Source organism: Enterobacter sp. PL_is379, from assembly GCF_055817355.1.
This window is the reverse complement of record NZ_JBVPGT010000018.1, coordinates 33,943-49,198: the sequence shown is the minus strand read 5'-3', so window position 1 is coordinate 49,198 and position 15,256 is coordinate 33,943. Positions and strand designations below refer to the sequence as shown.

The following is a 15,256-nucleotide window of genomic DNA, read 5'->3' as shown; positions in this document are numbered from 1 at the left end:
AGTTTATTTTATTAATGAAATAACCCTCCTGATGGCAATAAGCCATCAGGAGTTATTCACCAAATAAATAATTAGGCGCAGTATATAGTCGCTCTGTTAAATAATCTCTCAGTTAAAATATTGTCGCTGTAAAAGAAAATCCGCTTCATCAATCAACTTATCAATTGCCTTCTGGCTGGCATCCACATCTCTCCGCTCAAGGGCTGAAAGAAGCTCATCATAGTGATACGTTGACGTTTTGATGTCGTTAAGTTCCTGATGCAGGTAGTTCATACAGGGTCCGATGCGCACCCATAACTGTTCAATTAAGGCATTAAGCGTAGGCATTTCCGCATATTGATAAAGCGTAAACCGGAAGATGCGATTTGCATGCAATGCCTGCTGAACGTTTCCATTGCGCATAGCCTCATGGAAGGCCTCTGACATTTTGCGCAACGCCTCCAGCTTGCCGTCTGACATATTCTGGCATGCAGCAGCAACCGCCATCGGCTCAAGCTGTTTTCTGATGGCGTTAATCTCGTTATAACGCTCCAGCGTCACCTCAGGGACCAGAAATGCCTGCGCTGGCGTGGCGTGAAGCGCGCCTGAGGAGACCAGACGTAGCAGCGCTTCGCGGACCGGCGTAATACTGGTGCCTAATTTATCAGCAATCTCTTTCGTAATCAGTCGTGCTCCTGGTTTGAGGGAGCCTGTAATTAACGCCCCTTTCAAACTGTGTTCAACCTGCATGGTAAGGCTAACCCTTTGGGCTTTTTCTAAGTGATCCAAATCAAGCATGTGGAATTCCTGTAGCTAAAACTTAATGCTATTTTTAAACGCCAGTTTTAATAAAACGGCGCCGGTACGATATATCCTGTATCGTCATGCCTGGTGGTGGGAAGTACGTAAAACAGCCAAAAAAAGCAAACATCATTTTTTTATCGTTTTCGGCCTCATCCGGGATGATGGCGCGAAAAACCCTGTCCAGTAATTAAAGACAATATATCGTATCTTCACAAATAAATATGGCGGGAAACCCCGCCATTGTGCTCTTTATTTATTGTCACTCGCGACGCGAATCACGACTTTGCCGAAGTTTCGTCCTTCCAGCAGGCCAATCAGCGCCTCGGGGGCATTTTCCAGCCCGTCCGTCACCTGTTCGCGATAGTGGATTTTCCCCTCCTGCACCCAGCGCCCCATCGCCTCCTGGAACTCATGAATGCGGTGCCCGTAGTCCTGGCCGATGATAAAGCCCTGCATACGAATGCGTTTCTTCAGGATGGTCGCCATCAGGAGCGGGAGGCGATCTGGCCCTTCGGGCAAGCCCGTCGCATTGTAGCCGCTCACCAGACCACACACAGGCACGCGCGCAGAGGTATTCAGTAACGGCAGAACGGCGTCAAACACTTTCCCGCCGACGTTTTCATAATAGACATCAATACCGTTCGGACAGGCGTGTTTCAGCTGGTCGGCAAAATCCGCCGCATGGTGATCCAGACACAGGTCAAAGCCGAGAACCTCAACGGCATGGCGGCATTTCTCTGGGCCACCAGCCACGCCGACCACCCGGCAACCTTTGATTTTGCCGATCTGCCCTACTGTCGCGCCAACCGGGCCGGTCGCCGCAGCCACCACCAGCGTTTCACCCGCTTTCGGTTGCCCGATATCCAGCAGCCCCATATAGGCGGTAAAGCCCGGCATGCCCAGTACGCCCAGCGACCAGGAAGGATGAGACGGATTTTCGCCCAGCTTCACCAGGCCACTGCCGTCCGAAAGTTCATACTCCTGCCAGCCGCTGTAGCCCAGCACCCATTCACCGGCTTTGAAGTCTGGATGGTTTGACTGTTCAACGCGGCTGACCGTTCCCCCCACCATCACCGCACCGAGCTCAACCGGCGGTGAATAGGATGGCGCGTCGCTCATGCGACCCCGCATATAAGGATCCAGAGACAGCCAGACGGTACGAAGCAGAAGCTGCCCCGCACCCGGTTCCGGAACAGGCTGCGTTTCCAGACGAAAATTTTCCGCGACCGGTGCGCCCTGTGGACGAGAGGCCAGCACCCAGCGGCGGTTATGCGAAACAGAGTGATTCATCAGGATCTCCTTCTGGTACAAATGTCATTACAGCCTGGCTCACGTTCAGCGTTATCGCATTAGCATTACGAGCCAGACTGGTTGAGGCGTACAACCAGATAGATGCAGGTTTCATTCGTCTCGTTGATGAACCGGCAGTCATTCGGCGGCCCCAGCTCGAGACAGTCTCCGGCGTGCATCTCGTGGCGCGTATCGCCCTCCTGGAACACCAGCTCACCGGACTGCAGCCAGATAAGCTGACGTGCCAGCGCGTAAGAAGAGGCAGGCATAGGAACATCGCTGCCCGCAGGCAGTTCCACCTGAACCAGGTCGATGGGCAGATCGGTACGGGGAGAAACATGGCGGCGGAGGTAGTGCGTCTGCGGATCGCGCCAGACGGGCTGGTTTGCCAGGCGCAGCAGCTTGCCCTCCTGCATTTCGGCCCGGGCAATCAGCGTTGACATGCTGATGCCAAACGCGCCAGACAGGCGGGCAAGCAAGGTGGCCGTCGGGCTACTGTCTCCGCGTTCTATCTTGTGGATCATCGCGCGCGAGACCCCTGCCCGGTCAGCAAGCTCGGTGAGGGACCATCCGCGAGACTCGCGTTCAAGGCGAATTCTTGCGCTAATCCGTTGATTCATCGTGTCTGTTATGGTGTTCATGACGTCATACTATAGTGTATGAACGGCAATTCAATGGGCTTTTGATAACAAAAAAATATGGCTTATGCCGTAGCGATCGGGGGATACAGTTGTGTAATATCGTAGCGATAACGTAATACTATAGTGAACAACACACAGAGGCTTCATCATGATCGTTCGTCATGCCTGCAAAGAAGACTGCGCTGCGATAGGCGAGATTTACAACCACGCGGTGCTGCATACTGCCGCGATCTGGAACGATAAAACCGTCGATACCGATAACCGAATCGCGTGGTTTGAGGCGCGCACGTTGGCGGGTTATCCGGTTCTGGTGAGCGAAGAAGACGGTGTCATCACCGGTTACGCCTCTTTCGGCGACTGGCGCGCCTTTGACGGCTTCCGTCATACGGTTGAGCACTCGGTCTACGTCCATCCGGCCCATCAGGGTAAAGGGATTGGCCGCACGCTGATGAAGGCGCTGATTAACGAGGCCCGCGCCATCGGTAAACACGTGATGGTGGCCGGCATTGAAGCGCAAAACCATGCCTCGATTCATCTCCATGAGACGCTCGGCTTTGTGACGACCGGACAAATGCCGCAGGTGGGAACCAAGTTTGGCCGCTGGCTGGACTTAACCTTTATGCAGCTGCAGCTGGACGAGCGCAGCGATCCGGACGCTATCCCATGAATCAGTCACTGACGCTGGCGTTTCTGGTGGCGGCGGGCATCGGTCTGGTGGTGCAAAACACCCTGATGGTGCGTATCACCCAGTCCTCCTCCACCATTCTCATCGCGATGCTGCTGAATTCGCTGGTCGGCATTGTGCTGTTTGTCAGTATTCTGCTGCTGAAACAGGGCGTGGCCGGATTCAGCGAGCTGGCCGCAACGGTGCGCTGGTGGACGCTTATCCCGGGGCTGCTGGGGTCGTTTTTCGTGTTTGCCAGCATCAGCGGCTATCAGAACGTTGGCGCGGCGACGACCATCGCCGTGCTGGTCGCAAGCCAGCTGATTGGCGGGCTGGTGCTGGACGTGCTGAGGAGCCATGGTATTCCGCTTCGCGCCCTGATTGGCCCAGTGTGCGGCGCGGTGATGCTGGTCGTGGGGGCCTGGCTGGTGGCGCGACGCCAGTTTTGATCGTTACAGTATGGTGCCGCCTTTCGTCAGCTGTTCCTCACGCGCGTCCATCTCTTCTTTATGCTGCTTGCCGTGGTGCGAAATCGCGGTGCGCAGACGCTGCTGCTGGGTGTAGCGATCTTCACGGCTGAGCTCTGCATCATCGCTTAATTCAATCAGCAGCTCGTTCATATGGGTAATGACGCTCTCTTCGATAGCGGCATCGACGCGGGCGATAACTTCGTTTAAATGTGACATTGTCACTCCTTGTGAATTGCCGGGTGGCGGCTACGCCTTACCCGGCCTACAGGGGGAACCGTAGGCCCGGTAAGCGCAGCGCCACCGGGCACACGATCAGTTCAGCTTCGCTTTCGAGAAATCGCTGCCCATCAGGCTTACGCTGTACCCGGTCACGTTGCTGCGGGTCGCGTAGAACGTTTTCCCGTTGGCCAGCGCGATCCACGGCGCCTGCTGGTAGAAAATCTCCTGCGCCTGGCTATAGAGCTTCGCGCGCTCGGCCGGGCTGCTGGTCAGCTTCGCTTTTTGCACCAGGGCATCATACCCCTTATCGCACCAGCGCGCGGCGTTTGAGCCGGTTTTAATGCTGTTGCAGCCGAGCAGCACGTCGGCAAAGTTGTCCGGGTCGCCGTTGTCGGACATCCAGCCAAACAGCGCGGAGTCATGTTCGCCTTTACGCATTCCGGAGAGATATTCGCCCCACTCGTAGGAGACAATTTTGGCCTTCACGCCAACTTTGGCCCAGTCGCTCTGGATCATCTCCGCAATACGACGCGAGTTCGGGTTATACGGACGCTGAACCGGCATTGACCACAGCGTGACTTCCGCGCCCTTCTCCAGGCCCGCCTGCTTCAGCAGGGCTTTCGCTTTTTCAGGATCGTAGCTGTAGTCCTTCAGGTCTTTATTGAAGCCCAGCATATTTGGCGGGATCGGCGATTTTGCCACCGTGCCCGATCCCATAAAGACCGCATTAACGATGGCCTTCTTGTCGGTCGCGTAGTTAAGCGCCTGACGCACCAGCACGTTATCAAACGGTTTTTTCTCGGTGTTAAACGCCAGATAACCGACGTTCAGCGCATCGACCGAGTGCAGCGTCAGGTCTTTGTTGTTCTTGATGGCGTCAAACTGAACCGGGGACGGCGCAGGAATAATCTGGCACTCGTTGGTCTGCAGCTTCGCCAGGCGGGTTTCCACGTTTGGCGTAATGGAGAAGATGAGATGCTTCGTCGGCACTTCACCTTCCCAGTAGTTCGGGTTCGCAACGTAGCGGATCAGCGAATCCACTTTGTACTGCTGCAGCACGTAAGGCCCGGTACCAATCGGCCAGGTGTCCACGTTCTCAGGCGTGCCTTTTTTCAGCATCGCGTCGGCGTATTCAGCGGAGAGAATCGAGGCGAAATCCATCCCCCAGTCGGCCAGGAACGCGGCGTTGGGCTCGCTCAGGGTGAACTGAACGTGGTAATCATCGACCTTTTTAACGTCCTGGATCAGCTTATCGAGACCCACATCGTTAAAGTATTCGTAGTTGCCCTGCGACACGTTGTGGTACGGGTGTTTAGGGTCTTTCTGACGCATGACCGAGAAAATGACGTCATCAGCATTAAAGTCGCGCGTCGGTTTGAAGTATTTGTTGCTGTTGAACTTCACTCCTTTACGTAGGGTAAAGGTATAGGTCTTGCCGTCCGGTGAAATCGTCCAGGACTCCGCCAGCGACGGCACCGGAGTGTTTTTCACCGGGTCAAAATTGATCAGACGGTTATACAGCACCTGGGAGCTGGCCACAAAAGATGGGCCAGAGCTGGCGATTTGCGGGTTGAAGGACTCGGGAGACGCTTCAGAACAGTAAATAAGCGTATCGTTGTTTGCCGCCCATGCGGCACCGGCTGGTAACAGCGCGCTCAGCGCAAGGGCGAGCAGTGTTTTCCCTGTAGACATGGTTATAACCCTGACAGTTTTATTATATAGGACAGTAATAACAGCACAGGCGTTTTGACCTGGCAAATAACGAAACACTATCAGGTTATTCTAAAGCCGCGTTTTTTGCTGTTTTAACCGCCAGCGTCCAAAAAGGTGATTTGCCTTAAGGGCCATTATTCGTCAAGCACAACCGTCACTTTCTATGCCGCAAGAAATCGGCCCTTTTAGCGTCTCTTCCCCCGTTTGGTTGCTTCCTCGTTTCGTTAAAGTAATGGTGTGAAGAAGTATATGGGATCAAATCGTGGCAAAAACTCTTTTACGCAGCGGTAATCTGGATGACTTTCAGGCCGTTGGCGGCGGCGGACAAGCCGTTTTCGAATCAGCGTTACAAATCCGGGAAGCGCTCCGGTTGCGCAAACAACAGGCCATCGTCGACTGTCTGGCAATTCCTCAGGTCAACGACAGCGGTGACCGCGTGGACTGGTATTCCCCTGTCGAAGGGAGCGTAACCAGCTGGAAAGCGGCCGATGAAGATGACCGTTATCGCGCCCTGCGCTATCTGGAAAACACGCTCGCCAGCGTCGAGTCGTTGAGCAAGAAATGCCTGCAGTCGCCCAAAACCGCGCAGCAGCTTTTTGGTTCTCTGCTGTCGAAGGCGTTTCAGTTCCCGGGTGAAAACTTCCTCTTCCTGGTAGACGGAAAGCCGGTCATCAGCTTCTGGGGGTTTGTAAACCTGAACGAGAGTGCGCGCGACGACGTCCTCGACTGCCTGCGTGAATCGCTGGTCCCTGAGCCTGCTCCCGTTGTCATTGAAGATCCTGAACCGGAACCTGAGCCAGAACCGCTGGTGACCTTTGAACAGGCTGACGAGCCGCTGATCGCCCCTTCCACGGTGGTGCGCATTACGCCGGAAGATCTGTATGAGCCTGAACCGGCCCCGGTCGTGGCGCAAGTCGTTCAGGAAACGCCCCCGGCGATTGTCGCGAAAAAGCGCCGCGTCCCCCTGTGGACGCTGCCGGTTGCCGCCGTGATCGTCGCCGCCATTGCCGCTCCACTGCTGTGGCCAAAACAGTCGCCTTCCGCTGAGCCCGCTCCAGCGCCTGCACCAGAGCCCGTCGAGATTGCGCCAAAACCGATCAAAGCGGTTGAGCCACTGGCGATGAAATTACCGCTGCATCAGGCAGAGGTTGTGGCCAGCAAAGAAAAAGAAGCAGTTCCGGCGCCTGCACAAACAGCCGCTCCGGTGGTGATTGTCGCCATCCCGAAAGATGCCATGGTGATGGAAGCGAATCAGGTAAAAGCGGGATCGACGCGTTTCCTGAACGGCACCTGGCGTGCGGTTCTCGACGTGAAAGATCCGGTCACCGGCAAGCCGCCATCAATGCGCTATCAAATCCAGAACAATAAAGGTTTCGCCCGGGTTGTCCATGGCGATAACGTGGTCTGCCGTGCGGAGGTCTTTTCCGGGCTGCACAGCAATGGCGAGCTGATGATTAAAAGTCGCGGAACCGCCCGCTGCACCGACGGTTCCCGCTACCCAATGCCGGAAGTTGCCTGTAAAGCCGGCACCAGCGATATCGCGGAATGTCGCGCCCGTTATGATGCCAACACCGTCGTCCCACTGACGTTCAAGAAAGCAGGTGCCTGATCCTATGCTGGTTAATCTTTGCGACTATAAACAAAGCGTCACGCTTATTGCCAACAGCGGCGTGCAGTTCCTTGATTTCGGTCTGACGCCGCAGGACACCGCCAGCAACGGGCGCTTCGTACGTAAAACCGCGAACGGCCCGCTGTTGCGCCTCGATTTCGACCTGGTCAACGGTCGCTATACCCTGCCGGGAACGAACGGCGGGCAGCCTGAAGTGGTCAAACCGGAAACCACCATCCCGCTGCATCAGTCTCTGACGGTGCTGGACGGCGTCTGGCTTCCGGTTCCGTTCCTGCGCTTTAACCCACCGCGAACCTTTGTTGAGGGGCCGGATAACTGGGCACGCGTTCAGGTGCGCAGGCTTGATACGCCCGATACGGCAGGCAATACGCACCGCGTCACTCTCGCCCTTGACAGCCAGATCGCTGAACACGCCACGTCAGCCCTGTCCCCGGTTGAAAACGATATTCTCAACGGGACCCGTTTCGCGCTGGCCTGGCGCGATAACGAGGTAGAAAGTTTCCTCGATCAGACCTGGATTGACGGCTGGCTGCGCGAGGCCTTTACCCAGTATGCCGACGGCGTTGAAAACCGCTCAGAACGCGATCTCCAGCAGGCGATGCGCGGATTTGAGTATCAGGCCCACTGGCTCAACGTGCTGACCATGCTCGGTGAACAGCTCACCGTACCGGAAGTGAAATTTGTTACCCATACGCTCAGCACGCCAGCCATTCCGGTTGACCTGATCCTCGACGTGGGTAATACCCATACCTGCGGCGTCATTATTGAAGACCACGGCGATGCGAACGATGGGCTGCGCCAGACCGCCGAGCTGCAGGTTCGCTCGCTCAGCGAGCCGCAATTCCTGAACGAGCCGCTGTTCACCAGCCGTCTCGAGTTTTCGGAAGCGCGTTTTGGCAAGCAGCACTTCTCGGTTGAAAGCGGTCGCGAAGATGCCTTTGTCTGGCCGTCGATTGTGCGCGTCGGTGATGAAGCCCGCAAACTGGCGATGCAGCGTCTGGGAACCGAAGGCAACAGCGGTATCTCCAGCCCGCGTCGCTACCTGTGGGATGAAACCCCGGTCGTGCAGGACTGGCGCTTTAGCCAGATGAACAGCAAAACCCAGCGTGAACCGCTTGCCACCGCATTCCCGCTGATGAACCTGATGAACGATGACGGCGAGCCGCTCTTCACGCTGCCGCAGGACGAGCGCCTGCCGGTCTTCTCGCCGCAGTACAGCCGCAGCACCCTGATGACGCACATGCTGTGCGAGTTGCTGGCGCAGGCGCTGGGACAGATCAATAGCGTCGCCACACGCCTGCGTCTGGGCTTCCCGGCGTCGCCGCGCCAGCTGCGCACCCTGATCCTGACTCTGCCCTCGGCCATGCCAAAGCAGGAGCGCGAGATTTTCCGTCGCCGCATGTTTGAAGCCATCGCCATCGTCTGGAAAGCGATGGGCTGGCACCCGCAGGATGAGGATTTTGTCACCCGCAAACAGCAGGAAAAAAGCGTGGTGCCGGTACCTGAAATCCAGATGGAGTGGGATGAAGCCAGCTGCGGTCAGCTGGTCTGGCTGTATAACGAAGCCATCTCCCGCTTTGGCGGTCAGACCGAAGCCTTCTTCGCCTCCCTGGCCCGCCCGGACCGTGAGCCTGAGCCGGGTAGCCAGCCGGGACGCGCGCTGCGCGTCGCGTCCATCGACATTGGCGGCGGGACAACGGATATGGCGATCACTCATTACCAACTGGACGACGGTTCCGGCAATAACGTCAAAATCACCCCGCAGCTGCTGTTCCGTGAAGGCTTTAAGGTCGCGGGTGACGATACGCTTCTGGACGTGATTCAGCGCTACGTGTTGCCCGCTCTGCAAACGCAGCTGCAGAAATCCGGTATCGCGGATGCCTCGCTGCTGATGGCCTCGCTGTTCGGTGACTCCGGGCGCATTGATACCCAGGCCGTGCTGCGTCAGCAAACGGCGCTGCAGCTCTTTATGCCAATTGGCCATGCCATTCTTGCCGGATGGGAATCCAGCGACGTTGACGATCCGCTGGCCGGTCTGCATGCCACCTTTGGCGATCTGCTGCCTCAGAAGCCGACCCGCAACGTGATGAATTACCTGCAGCAGGCGATCGATCATGCCCTGCCTGCGGGTTCAGACGCTTTCGATCTGTTCGCGGTGCCGCTGCATGTGAACTTCCGCGAAATGCAGGATGCGATGCTGGCCGGGCAGTTTACGCTGGCCTCCCCGCTCCACGCGGTGTGTGAGGCGATTTCCCATTACAGCTGCGATATTCTGCTGATCACCGGACGCCCCGGCTGCCTGCCTGGGGTTCAGGCGCTCATTCGCCACCTGCAGCCGGTGCCGGTCAATCGCATCGTCTGGCTGGATAAATACCAGGTGCACGAGTGGTATCCGTTCAGCCAGCAGGGGCGCATTGGCAACCCTAAATCGACAGCCGCGGTGGGCGCCATGCTCTGCAGCCTGGCGCTCGATCTGCGTCTGCCGCGCTTCAACTTTAAAGCCGCGGACATTGGCGCGTATTCCACCGTGCGCTATCTCGGCGTGCTGGATAACACCGTCAATACCCTGCGCGAGGAAAACGTCTGGTATCAGGATATCGATCTCGATAAGCCCGGCGCGAAGCTTGACGCGCGTCTGCACTTCCCGCTGCGCGGTAACGTCACCCTCGGCTTCCGCCAGCTGGCGAACGCGCGCTGGCCTGCCACGCCGCTCTACACGCTCAGCATTAACTCGGCTGAACTGGCCAAAGCCATTGCCGGTGACGGCGTGCTGAACGTGCGGCTGAAACTCTGCGGCGGCAGCAAGCAGGAAGGCCCGGAGGCCTTCGAGCTGAGCGATGCCTGGCTGCAGGACGGCACGCCGGTTGCGCCTGACGCACTAACCTTCAAACTGAATACTTTGGCCGACCGCCGACACAGCGGCAGCCACTACTGGATCGACAGCGGGAGCGTATACCTGAAATGACAGCGACCACGACCACCACTCAGGCCTTAATCGGGTGGATTAATGAGACGCGCCTGAACGCCCCAGTGCTGGATAACGATGCTGACGCCCTGCTTGCTCGCATCAACGCGGTGCAGGCGCGGGAGCAGGCCATTGAACGCGCCATGACTCGCCAGAGCAGCATTGGGCTTTACGGTCATTCGCAGAGCGCGAAAGCGCACCTGCTGCTGTCTCTGTGCGGCAGCGGCAATGGACGCCTTAACGTAACGCCAGGCCAGCGCACCTTTGACTATTTTTCGCATATCAATCCGGGACATGCCCTGACCAACATGGCCGTCCGCTTCACCCGGGAAACCCCGGAGGTGGCTGATGAGGCGTTCCCGCTGCGTCTGCGTCTGGTCACCGAGGCCGAGCTGGTACAGCTGTTTATTGCCCGCACGACCCTGCACCCGCAGATGCGCGCGGTGGATAAGGCGGTCATTGAGACACGTCTGGAGAAATGGCGCGGGCTGCGCCAGCCGCAGGGCGTGCCCGGTATCACTGCTCAGGAGGTGGGAGCGATTGCCCGCTTCTGGCAAAGCACCGTACCCGCAGCGAAACAGCAAATTGATGATGCCCTCTGGTATGAGTTTGCCCAGCTGGTGCCATCGCTCGATCTCAGCACGCGGGCCAGCGTCTGGTCCCTGCTGTGGGGCGAGCAGCAGGAGTTGACCCAGCAGTGGTTAAAACTGGCCCACGTGCTGCACCAGACCAGCCATGTCAGCGATCTTGCTGCCCCGCTTAGCCTGCTGGTGGACAGCTTTGGGCTGCCGGGTGAAGGATTCCTGACGCACGACGGCACGTTAGACCTTCAGGACGCGCAGGAGACGCTGCTTCATCCGCTGAATGGCGGTGAAATGCTTAACGCCATCAGTATCCCCGTCGATGTGCTGGCCTTCCTGACCCGCGAGCTGGTGTTGCCGGTTGAGAACGGCGCGCTGGATAACGTCGATATTATTGATATTCCGGTTTTTGAAGATAACCGTGCCGACCCGCTACGCCAGGCGAAATCCCAGTGGCTGCTCGAGCATTACCGTCAACAGCTTCAACCTGATGTGCTGGTGATTTGTAACGCGACGGCGCAGCACGAACAGACGGCCAAAAAAGCAAAAGTGTTGATGAACTGGGTGAAGGAGACGCAGCCTGCTGAAGAGTCAGCCCTTCCAGGTCTGGTGTGGGCGATCACCCCGCATGACGCCCGCTTTACCACCCGGCAGAACCTCGACGAAGCCGTACAGCATCTGCTCGGTAAGCCGGGCTTACGCTGGGGCACGCTGCAGGCCCTGGACAGCCACAGCATGCAGCGCGTCATCGAGTGGCTGTCTCAGGCCACGCTGCCCGCGCAGCGACAGAAGCGTCTCAGCACGCTGAAAGGCCTGATGCGACAGGAGCTCTCATCGCTGATGCAAAGCTATCTGACGCCGCTGGTTGAGGAGCCGGGGACAAGACGTGCTCAGGCCGAAAACATGGTGCGCACGCTGCAAAGTAGCGCCGCCCGCCACGGCGAACTTCTTGAAGGCCTGCTGCCGCCACTGAAAGCCTTTGAAACGCTGCTCGCCGTTCAGCAGCCTCGCGAGGAGCAGGTGAACGGGTTGTTTACGGACACCATTGACCTGTTTGCCGAGAATGCACAGGAAAGCAACGGCCTGTTCCAGACAAAAGACAAAGCGCGACTGGCGCACAGAGTCTGGATAAATCATCTGCGCCAGTGGAGCCGCAATGAGGCCGCGGCCGTCCGTCTGGGGCTGGAACCTGCGGTGTTACAGCAAATCGCGGATGTGCTGGTGACCACCAGCTACCGGCTTGATCTGCCTCAACAGCTTCAGCGTATCGTCGAAGCGGATAAAAGTAGCGCTGCGCAACTGCATGCCGTGATGGGCAATTTCATTGGCTGGCTGGGTTACGACCAGACGCCCGTGGCGACGCGTCCGGCAAGCCGCATCCGCAAGGGCCAGGCCATCTTCGTCACGCCAGTGGTCAGTAGCGCCGAGCCTCGTCTGACGCGCCTGGGAGAACAGCCTGTGCATGCGGCCACCGCGTACGTTTACGACTGGCTGGTCGCCCTCTATAGCCGCGCGATAGAGAACATTGATTACCAGCATCCGCATGATGTTCAGCCTGACGCACGTCAGGCACTACAGGCTTTAATAAAGTAGCCGCCCTTCATGCCGGGTGGCGCTGCGCTTACCCGGCCTACATTTTGCAACGATAATAAATTGCACAACGATCACACCGTCATACACTCAGCTAACGTCTGTGCCAGCGCAGACGGGTTTTCCCACGACATTGAATGCCCCGCCGCAGGGATAATTTTTACCTCAACGCCCTTCTGCTCTAGATTTTCCACATCGTCATCCGGCAGAGATAGCTCGCCGAAAATCAGCGTCACAGGGCAAGGAAGTGACAGGAACTGCGCTTCCCATTCCGGTTCAACGCCCGCCACCAGGCTGGATGCACCGCGCCAGACGGCATAAGCGGCATTGCTCTGCAGGCACCCTGCCCACGCTGTTTTTTCTGCGCTGAGCATGGCGTCATAACCTTGCTCCAGAAACTGTTGCTCGGTTTGCGCTGCTATAGACCGGCTGAACATGCCCCCACCCGCGTGAAAATTGGGCTCTGACACCATCAGTCCCTTCACGCGCGTTGCCAGCAGCCCCGCCGTTTCGATAGCAATACTGCCGCCCATGCTGTGGCCGTATAACCAGAAGGCATCCAGTTCAAGATGGTCAATAAGCTCCGCGACGACGTGGGCCTGGTCAGTGGTTTTATAGCTGTAGTGCAGAGGCTTATCGCTGTAGCCGCTGCCGGGCAAGTCGATGAGAATCGCTCTGCGCGAGCCAAACAGCGGGTCACAAACGACGCGGGGATATTCATAGGAAGAGGCGCAGCCCAGCCCGTGAATGAACACCACGGGATCGCCGGTACCGGGCAAGTCGTGCCAGCGCACGGTGCAACCGGCCTGCTGCGAGTAAAAACTGTTCATAAGCACTCCTTTTATGATGCACTGTGTATTTATACAGTTATCACATCAGGAATGCTATGTTCATCTTTTAAAACTGGAAGCGTGCTTCAGAAAAGCGAGACCAGCAGCGCAACGGGAAAGCTCATTGGCCAGGTTGACCCCACCAGGAAAGCGCTGAGCAGGCGGATACGTTTGCGGTCTTTGGAGAGGAACCAGGTAATTAATGCGCAGATGGAAGCCATGATTGCGTAAAAAACCAACATCTTTTGATACAACGTCATTCTGTATACCAGAGCCGAAAAAATAACCGCACGCAATATGCGTCATATGTTGACACAGATCAAGTTTTTTCGTTACAGAATAACCACTTAAAAATTATGGCTAATAACAATTGAGTATCTTACGTAACACATGTGGCGGGCAAGGAGAGCGCCTGGCCGCAAATGCGACCAGGCTGAGCGGATTAGTGTTTGATCATCACATGCCGCACGACCGTATAATCCTCAAGCCCGTAGACCGACATATCTTTGCCGTAGCCGGATAATTTCATGCCGCCGTGCGGCATTTCGCTCACCAGCATAAAATGGGTATTCACCCAGGTGCAGCCGTACTGCAGGCGCGCGCTCAGGCGATGAGCGCGGCCCACGTCTTTCGTCCAGACCGATGACGCCAGGCCGTATTGCGAATCGTTCGCCCAGGCTAGCACCTGCGCCTCGTCGTCAAACTCGGTGACGCTCACCACCGGGCCAAACACCTCGCGCTGAACGATGGCATCGTCCTGTTTTGCCCCCGCCAGCAGGGTTGGCTGGAAGTAGTAGCCTGTCCCCTCTTTTTTGCTCCCGCCAGATACAACGCGGATATGGCCGAGCGCTTTCGCGTCATCGACGGCCTGACAGACGCGAGAAAGATGGGCGGCCGAGCTGAGAGGTCCCAGTTCGGTAGAGGCATCCTCCGGTGCCCCCATTTTAAGGCTGGCGACCGCTGCGCCCAGCTTTTCCACCAGCGCGGCATAAATGCCTCTCTGGGCATAAATACGACAGGCCGCCGTACAGTCCTGTCCGGCATTGTAGAAACCAAACGTCCGCACCCCTTCGACAACCGCATCCAGGTCGGCATCATCAAAGACAATAACCGGCGCTTTACCGCCCAGCTCCATGTGGGTGCGTTTAATGGAGGACGCCGTATGGCCGATGATATGTTCCCCGGTCGCAATCGAACCGGTCAGCGAAACCATGCGGACTTTTTCATGCCCGGTCAGCGGATCGCCGACCGTTTTCCCCCGCCCAAACAGCACGTTCAGAACGCCTGCCGGGAAGATATCTTTTGCCAGTTCTCCCAGCTTCAGCGCGGTCAGCGGGGTGATCTCTGAGGGCTTAATCACCACGCAGTTTCCTGCCGCCAGCGCGGGCGCGAGCTTCCACGCCGCCATCATTAGCGGATAGTTCCATGGCGCAATAGAGGCAACCACGCCCACCGGGTCACGGCGAATCATCGAGGTGTGTCCTTCAAGGTATTCCCCCGCTGCCATGCCGTTCAGGCAGCGGGCCGCCCCGGCAAAGAAGCGGAAAACGTCCACCACCGCCGGGATTTCATCACCCAGAGCGCAATGCAGCGGCTTGCCGCAGTTAAGGGATTCCAGCTTCGCGAAAGTGTCGGCATGTTCTTCGATGGCGTCAGCCAGTTTCAGTAAGCACTCTGCACGGGCTTTCGGGGTGGTTTGCCCCCACTCGATAAAGGCACGATCGGCAGCCCGAACGGCAGCATCGACCTGCGCGGCAGAGGCTTCAGCGATGTCCAGCAGCACTTCTCCGGTGGCGGGATTGTAAACCGGCTGCTTTTCCCCTTCGCCAGTAATCAGTTCACCATTAATCAGCAGTTGGTTTTGCATAGCGTTGTCCTGT

General features: G+C 57.4%; 13 protein-coding genes. 5 read left to right on the top strand and 8 right to left on the bottom strand.

Annotation, left to right across the window (positions count from 1 at the left end; all coding sequences use genetic code 11):
• Positions 1-108: 108 nt before the first annotated feature.
• From AC0TOY_RS01770 to AC0TOY_RS01760, 3 genes are all read right to left on the bottom strand, one after another.
• The gene (locus AC0TOY_RS01770) at positions 109-777 is read right to left on the bottom strand and encodes a GntR family transcriptional regulator (protein ID WP_024909654.1); all 669 of its coding nucleotides are present in this window, start codon (positions 775-777) and stop codon (positions 109-111) included.
• Positions 778-1,032: 255 nt separating this feature from the next.
• Positions 1,033-2,073, bottom strand: a complete 1,041-nt coding sequence (locus tag AC0TOY_RS01765) for an NADP-dependent oxidoreductase (protein WP_473721423.1) — start codon at positions 2,071-2,073, stop codon at positions 1,033-1,035.
• Between the two features lie 65 nt (positions 2,074-2,138).
• Positions 2,139-2,714 carry a helix-turn-helix domain-containing protein gene (locus AC0TOY_RS01760; RefSeq protein ID WP_148768594.1) on the bottom strand — a complete coding sequence of 192 codons (576 nt, stop codon included), beginning with the start codon at positions 2,712-2,714 and terminating at the stop codon, positions 2,139-2,141.
• A 148-nt stretch (positions 2,715-2,862) separates the two neighbouring features.
• Between AC0TOY_RS01760 and AC0TOY_RS01755 the strand changes: the two genes are divergently transcribed.
• Complete coding sequence (locus AC0TOY_RS01755) at positions 2,863-3,381, top strand: GNAT family N-acetyltransferase (protein WP_032647470.1); 519 nt, start codon at positions 2,863-2,865, stop codon at positions 3,379-3,381.
• A complete protein-coding gene (locus AC0TOY_RS01750) occupies positions 3,378-3,827 on the top strand; it encodes a DMT family transporter (RefSeq protein ID WP_008501299.1) in 450 nt (149 codons plus the stop codon). Before AC0TOY_RS01755 ends, AC0TOY_RS01750 begins: the two co-directional genes overlap by 4 nt.
• A gap of 3 nt (positions 3,828-3,830) precedes the next feature.
• Here the strand turns inward: AC0TOY_RS01750 and AC0TOY_RS01745 are convergent, their stop codons facing one another.
• Positions 3,831-4,064 carry a YdcY family protein gene (locus tag AC0TOY_RS01745; RefSeq protein WP_008501298.1) on the bottom strand — a complete coding sequence of 78 codons (234 nt, stop codon included), beginning with the start codon at positions 4,062-4,064 and terminating at the stop codon, positions 3,831-3,833.
• Between the two features lie 96 nt (positions 4,065-4,160).
• Positions 4,161-5,759 (bottom strand): ABC transporter substrate-binding protein, encoded by a 1,599-nt coding sequence (locus tag AC0TOY_RS01740; protein ID WP_024907249.1) that lies wholly within the window; start codon positions 5,757-5,759, stop codon positions 4,161-4,163.
• Between the two features lie 283 nt (positions 5,760-6,042).
• Between AC0TOY_RS01740 and AC0TOY_RS01735 the strand changes: the two genes are divergently transcribed.
• The 3 genes from AC0TOY_RS01735 to AC0TOY_RS01725 are packed head-to-tail and all read left to right on the top strand — an operon-like array spanning position 6,043 to position 12,549.
• Positions 6,043-7,389, top strand: coding sequence for an SrfA family protein (locus AC0TOY_RS01735; RefSeq protein WP_061715043.1), 1,347 nt, complete (start codon positions 6,043-6,045; stop codon positions 7,387-7,389).
• Between the two features lie 4 nt (positions 7,390-7,393).
• Positions 7,394-10,375: a virulence factor SrfB gene (locus AC0TOY_RS01730; RefSeq protein ID WP_048991988.1), complete on the top strand. Its 2,982-nt coding sequence runs from the start codon at positions 7,394-7,396 to the stop codon at positions 10,373-10,375.
• A complete protein-coding gene (locus AC0TOY_RS01725) occupies positions 10,372-12,549 on the top strand; it encodes a virulence factor SrfC family protein (RefSeq protein ID WP_473721422.1) in 2,178 nt (725 codons plus the stop codon). Before AC0TOY_RS01730 ends, AC0TOY_RS01725 begins: the two co-directional genes overlap by 4 nt.
• A 71-nt stretch (positions 12,550-12,620) precedes the next feature.
• Here AC0TOY_RS01725 and AC0TOY_RS01720 read toward each other — a convergent pair whose 3' ends face one another.
• The 3 genes from AC0TOY_RS01720 to patD all read right to left on the bottom strand — a co-directional run bounded on the left by AC0TOY_RS01720 (position 12,621) and on the right by patD (position 15,243).
• On the bottom strand, positions 12,621-13,376 hold the full coding sequence (locus AC0TOY_RS01720; protein WP_024907245.1) for an alpha/beta fold hydrolase: 756 nt from the start codon (positions 13,374-13,376) through the stop codon (positions 12,621-12,623).
• Positions 13,377-13,462: 86 nt separating this feature from the next.
• Complete coding sequence (locus tag AC0TOY_RS01715) at positions 13,463-13,636, bottom strand: GhoT/OrtT family toxin (RefSeq protein ID WP_013096478.1); 174 nt, start codon at positions 13,634-13,636, stop codon at positions 13,463-13,465.
• 182 nt (positions 13,637-13,818) lie between these two features.
• On the bottom strand, positions 13,819-15,243 hold the full coding sequence (patD, locus tag AC0TOY_RS01710; RefSeq protein WP_473721421.1) for an aminobutyraldehyde dehydrogenase: 1,425 nt from the start codon (positions 15,241-15,243) through the stop codon (positions 13,819-13,821).
• Positions 15,244-15,256: the final 13 nt, after the last annotated feature.

What these genes read in the sequence shown, in the direction of transcription:
- AC0TOY_RS01770 (WP_024909654.1), bottom strand. Translation starts at nt 777, where the DNA reads ATGCTTGATTTGGATCACTTAGAAAAAGCCCAAAGGGTTAGCCTTACC.
- AC0TOY_RS01765 (WP_473721423.1), bottom strand. Translation starts at nt 2,073, where the DNA reads ATGAATCACTCTGTTTCGCATAACCGCCGCTGGGTGCTGGCCTCTCGT.
- AC0TOY_RS01760 (WP_148768594.1), bottom strand. Translation starts at nt 2,714, where the DNA reads ATGAACACCATAACAGACACGATGAATCAACGGATTAGCGCAAGAATT.
- AC0TOY_RS01755 (WP_032647470.1), top strand. Translation starts at nt 2,863, where the DNA reads ATGATCGTTCGTCATGCCTGCAAAGAAGACTGCGCTGCGATAGGCGAG.
- AC0TOY_RS01750 (WP_008501299.1), top strand. Translation starts at nt 3,378, where the DNA reads ATGAATCAGTCACTGACGCTGGCGTTTCTGGTGGCGGCGGGCATCGGT.
- AC0TOY_RS01745 (WP_008501298.1), bottom strand. Translation starts at nt 4,064, where the DNA reads ATGTCACATTTAAACGAAGTTATCGCCCGCGTCGATGCCGCTATCGAA.
- AC0TOY_RS01740 (WP_024907249.1), bottom strand. Translation starts at nt 5,759, where the DNA reads ATGTCTACAGGGAAAACACTGCTCGCCCTTGCGCTGAGCGCGCTGTTA.
- AC0TOY_RS01730 (WP_048991988.1), top strand. Translation starts at nt 7,394, where the DNA reads ATGCTGGTTAATCTTTGCGACTATAAACAAAGCGTCACGCTTATTGCC.
- AC0TOY_RS01725 (WP_473721422.1), top strand. Translation starts at nt 10,372, where the DNA reads ATGACAGCGACCACGACCACCACTCAGGCCTTAATCGGGTGGATTAAT.
- AC0TOY_RS01720 (WP_024907245.1), bottom strand. Translation starts at nt 13,376, where the DNA reads ATGAACAGTTTTTACTCGCAGCAGGCCGGTTGCACCGTGCGCTGGCAC.
- AC0TOY_RS01715 (WP_013096478.1), bottom strand. Translation starts at nt 13,636, where the DNA reads ATGACGTTGTATCAAAAGATGTTGGTTTTTTACGCAATCATGGCTTCC.
- patD (WP_473721421.1), bottom strand. Translation starts at nt 15,243, where the DNA reads ATGCAAAACCAACTGCTGATTAATGGTGAACTGATTACTGGCGAAGGG.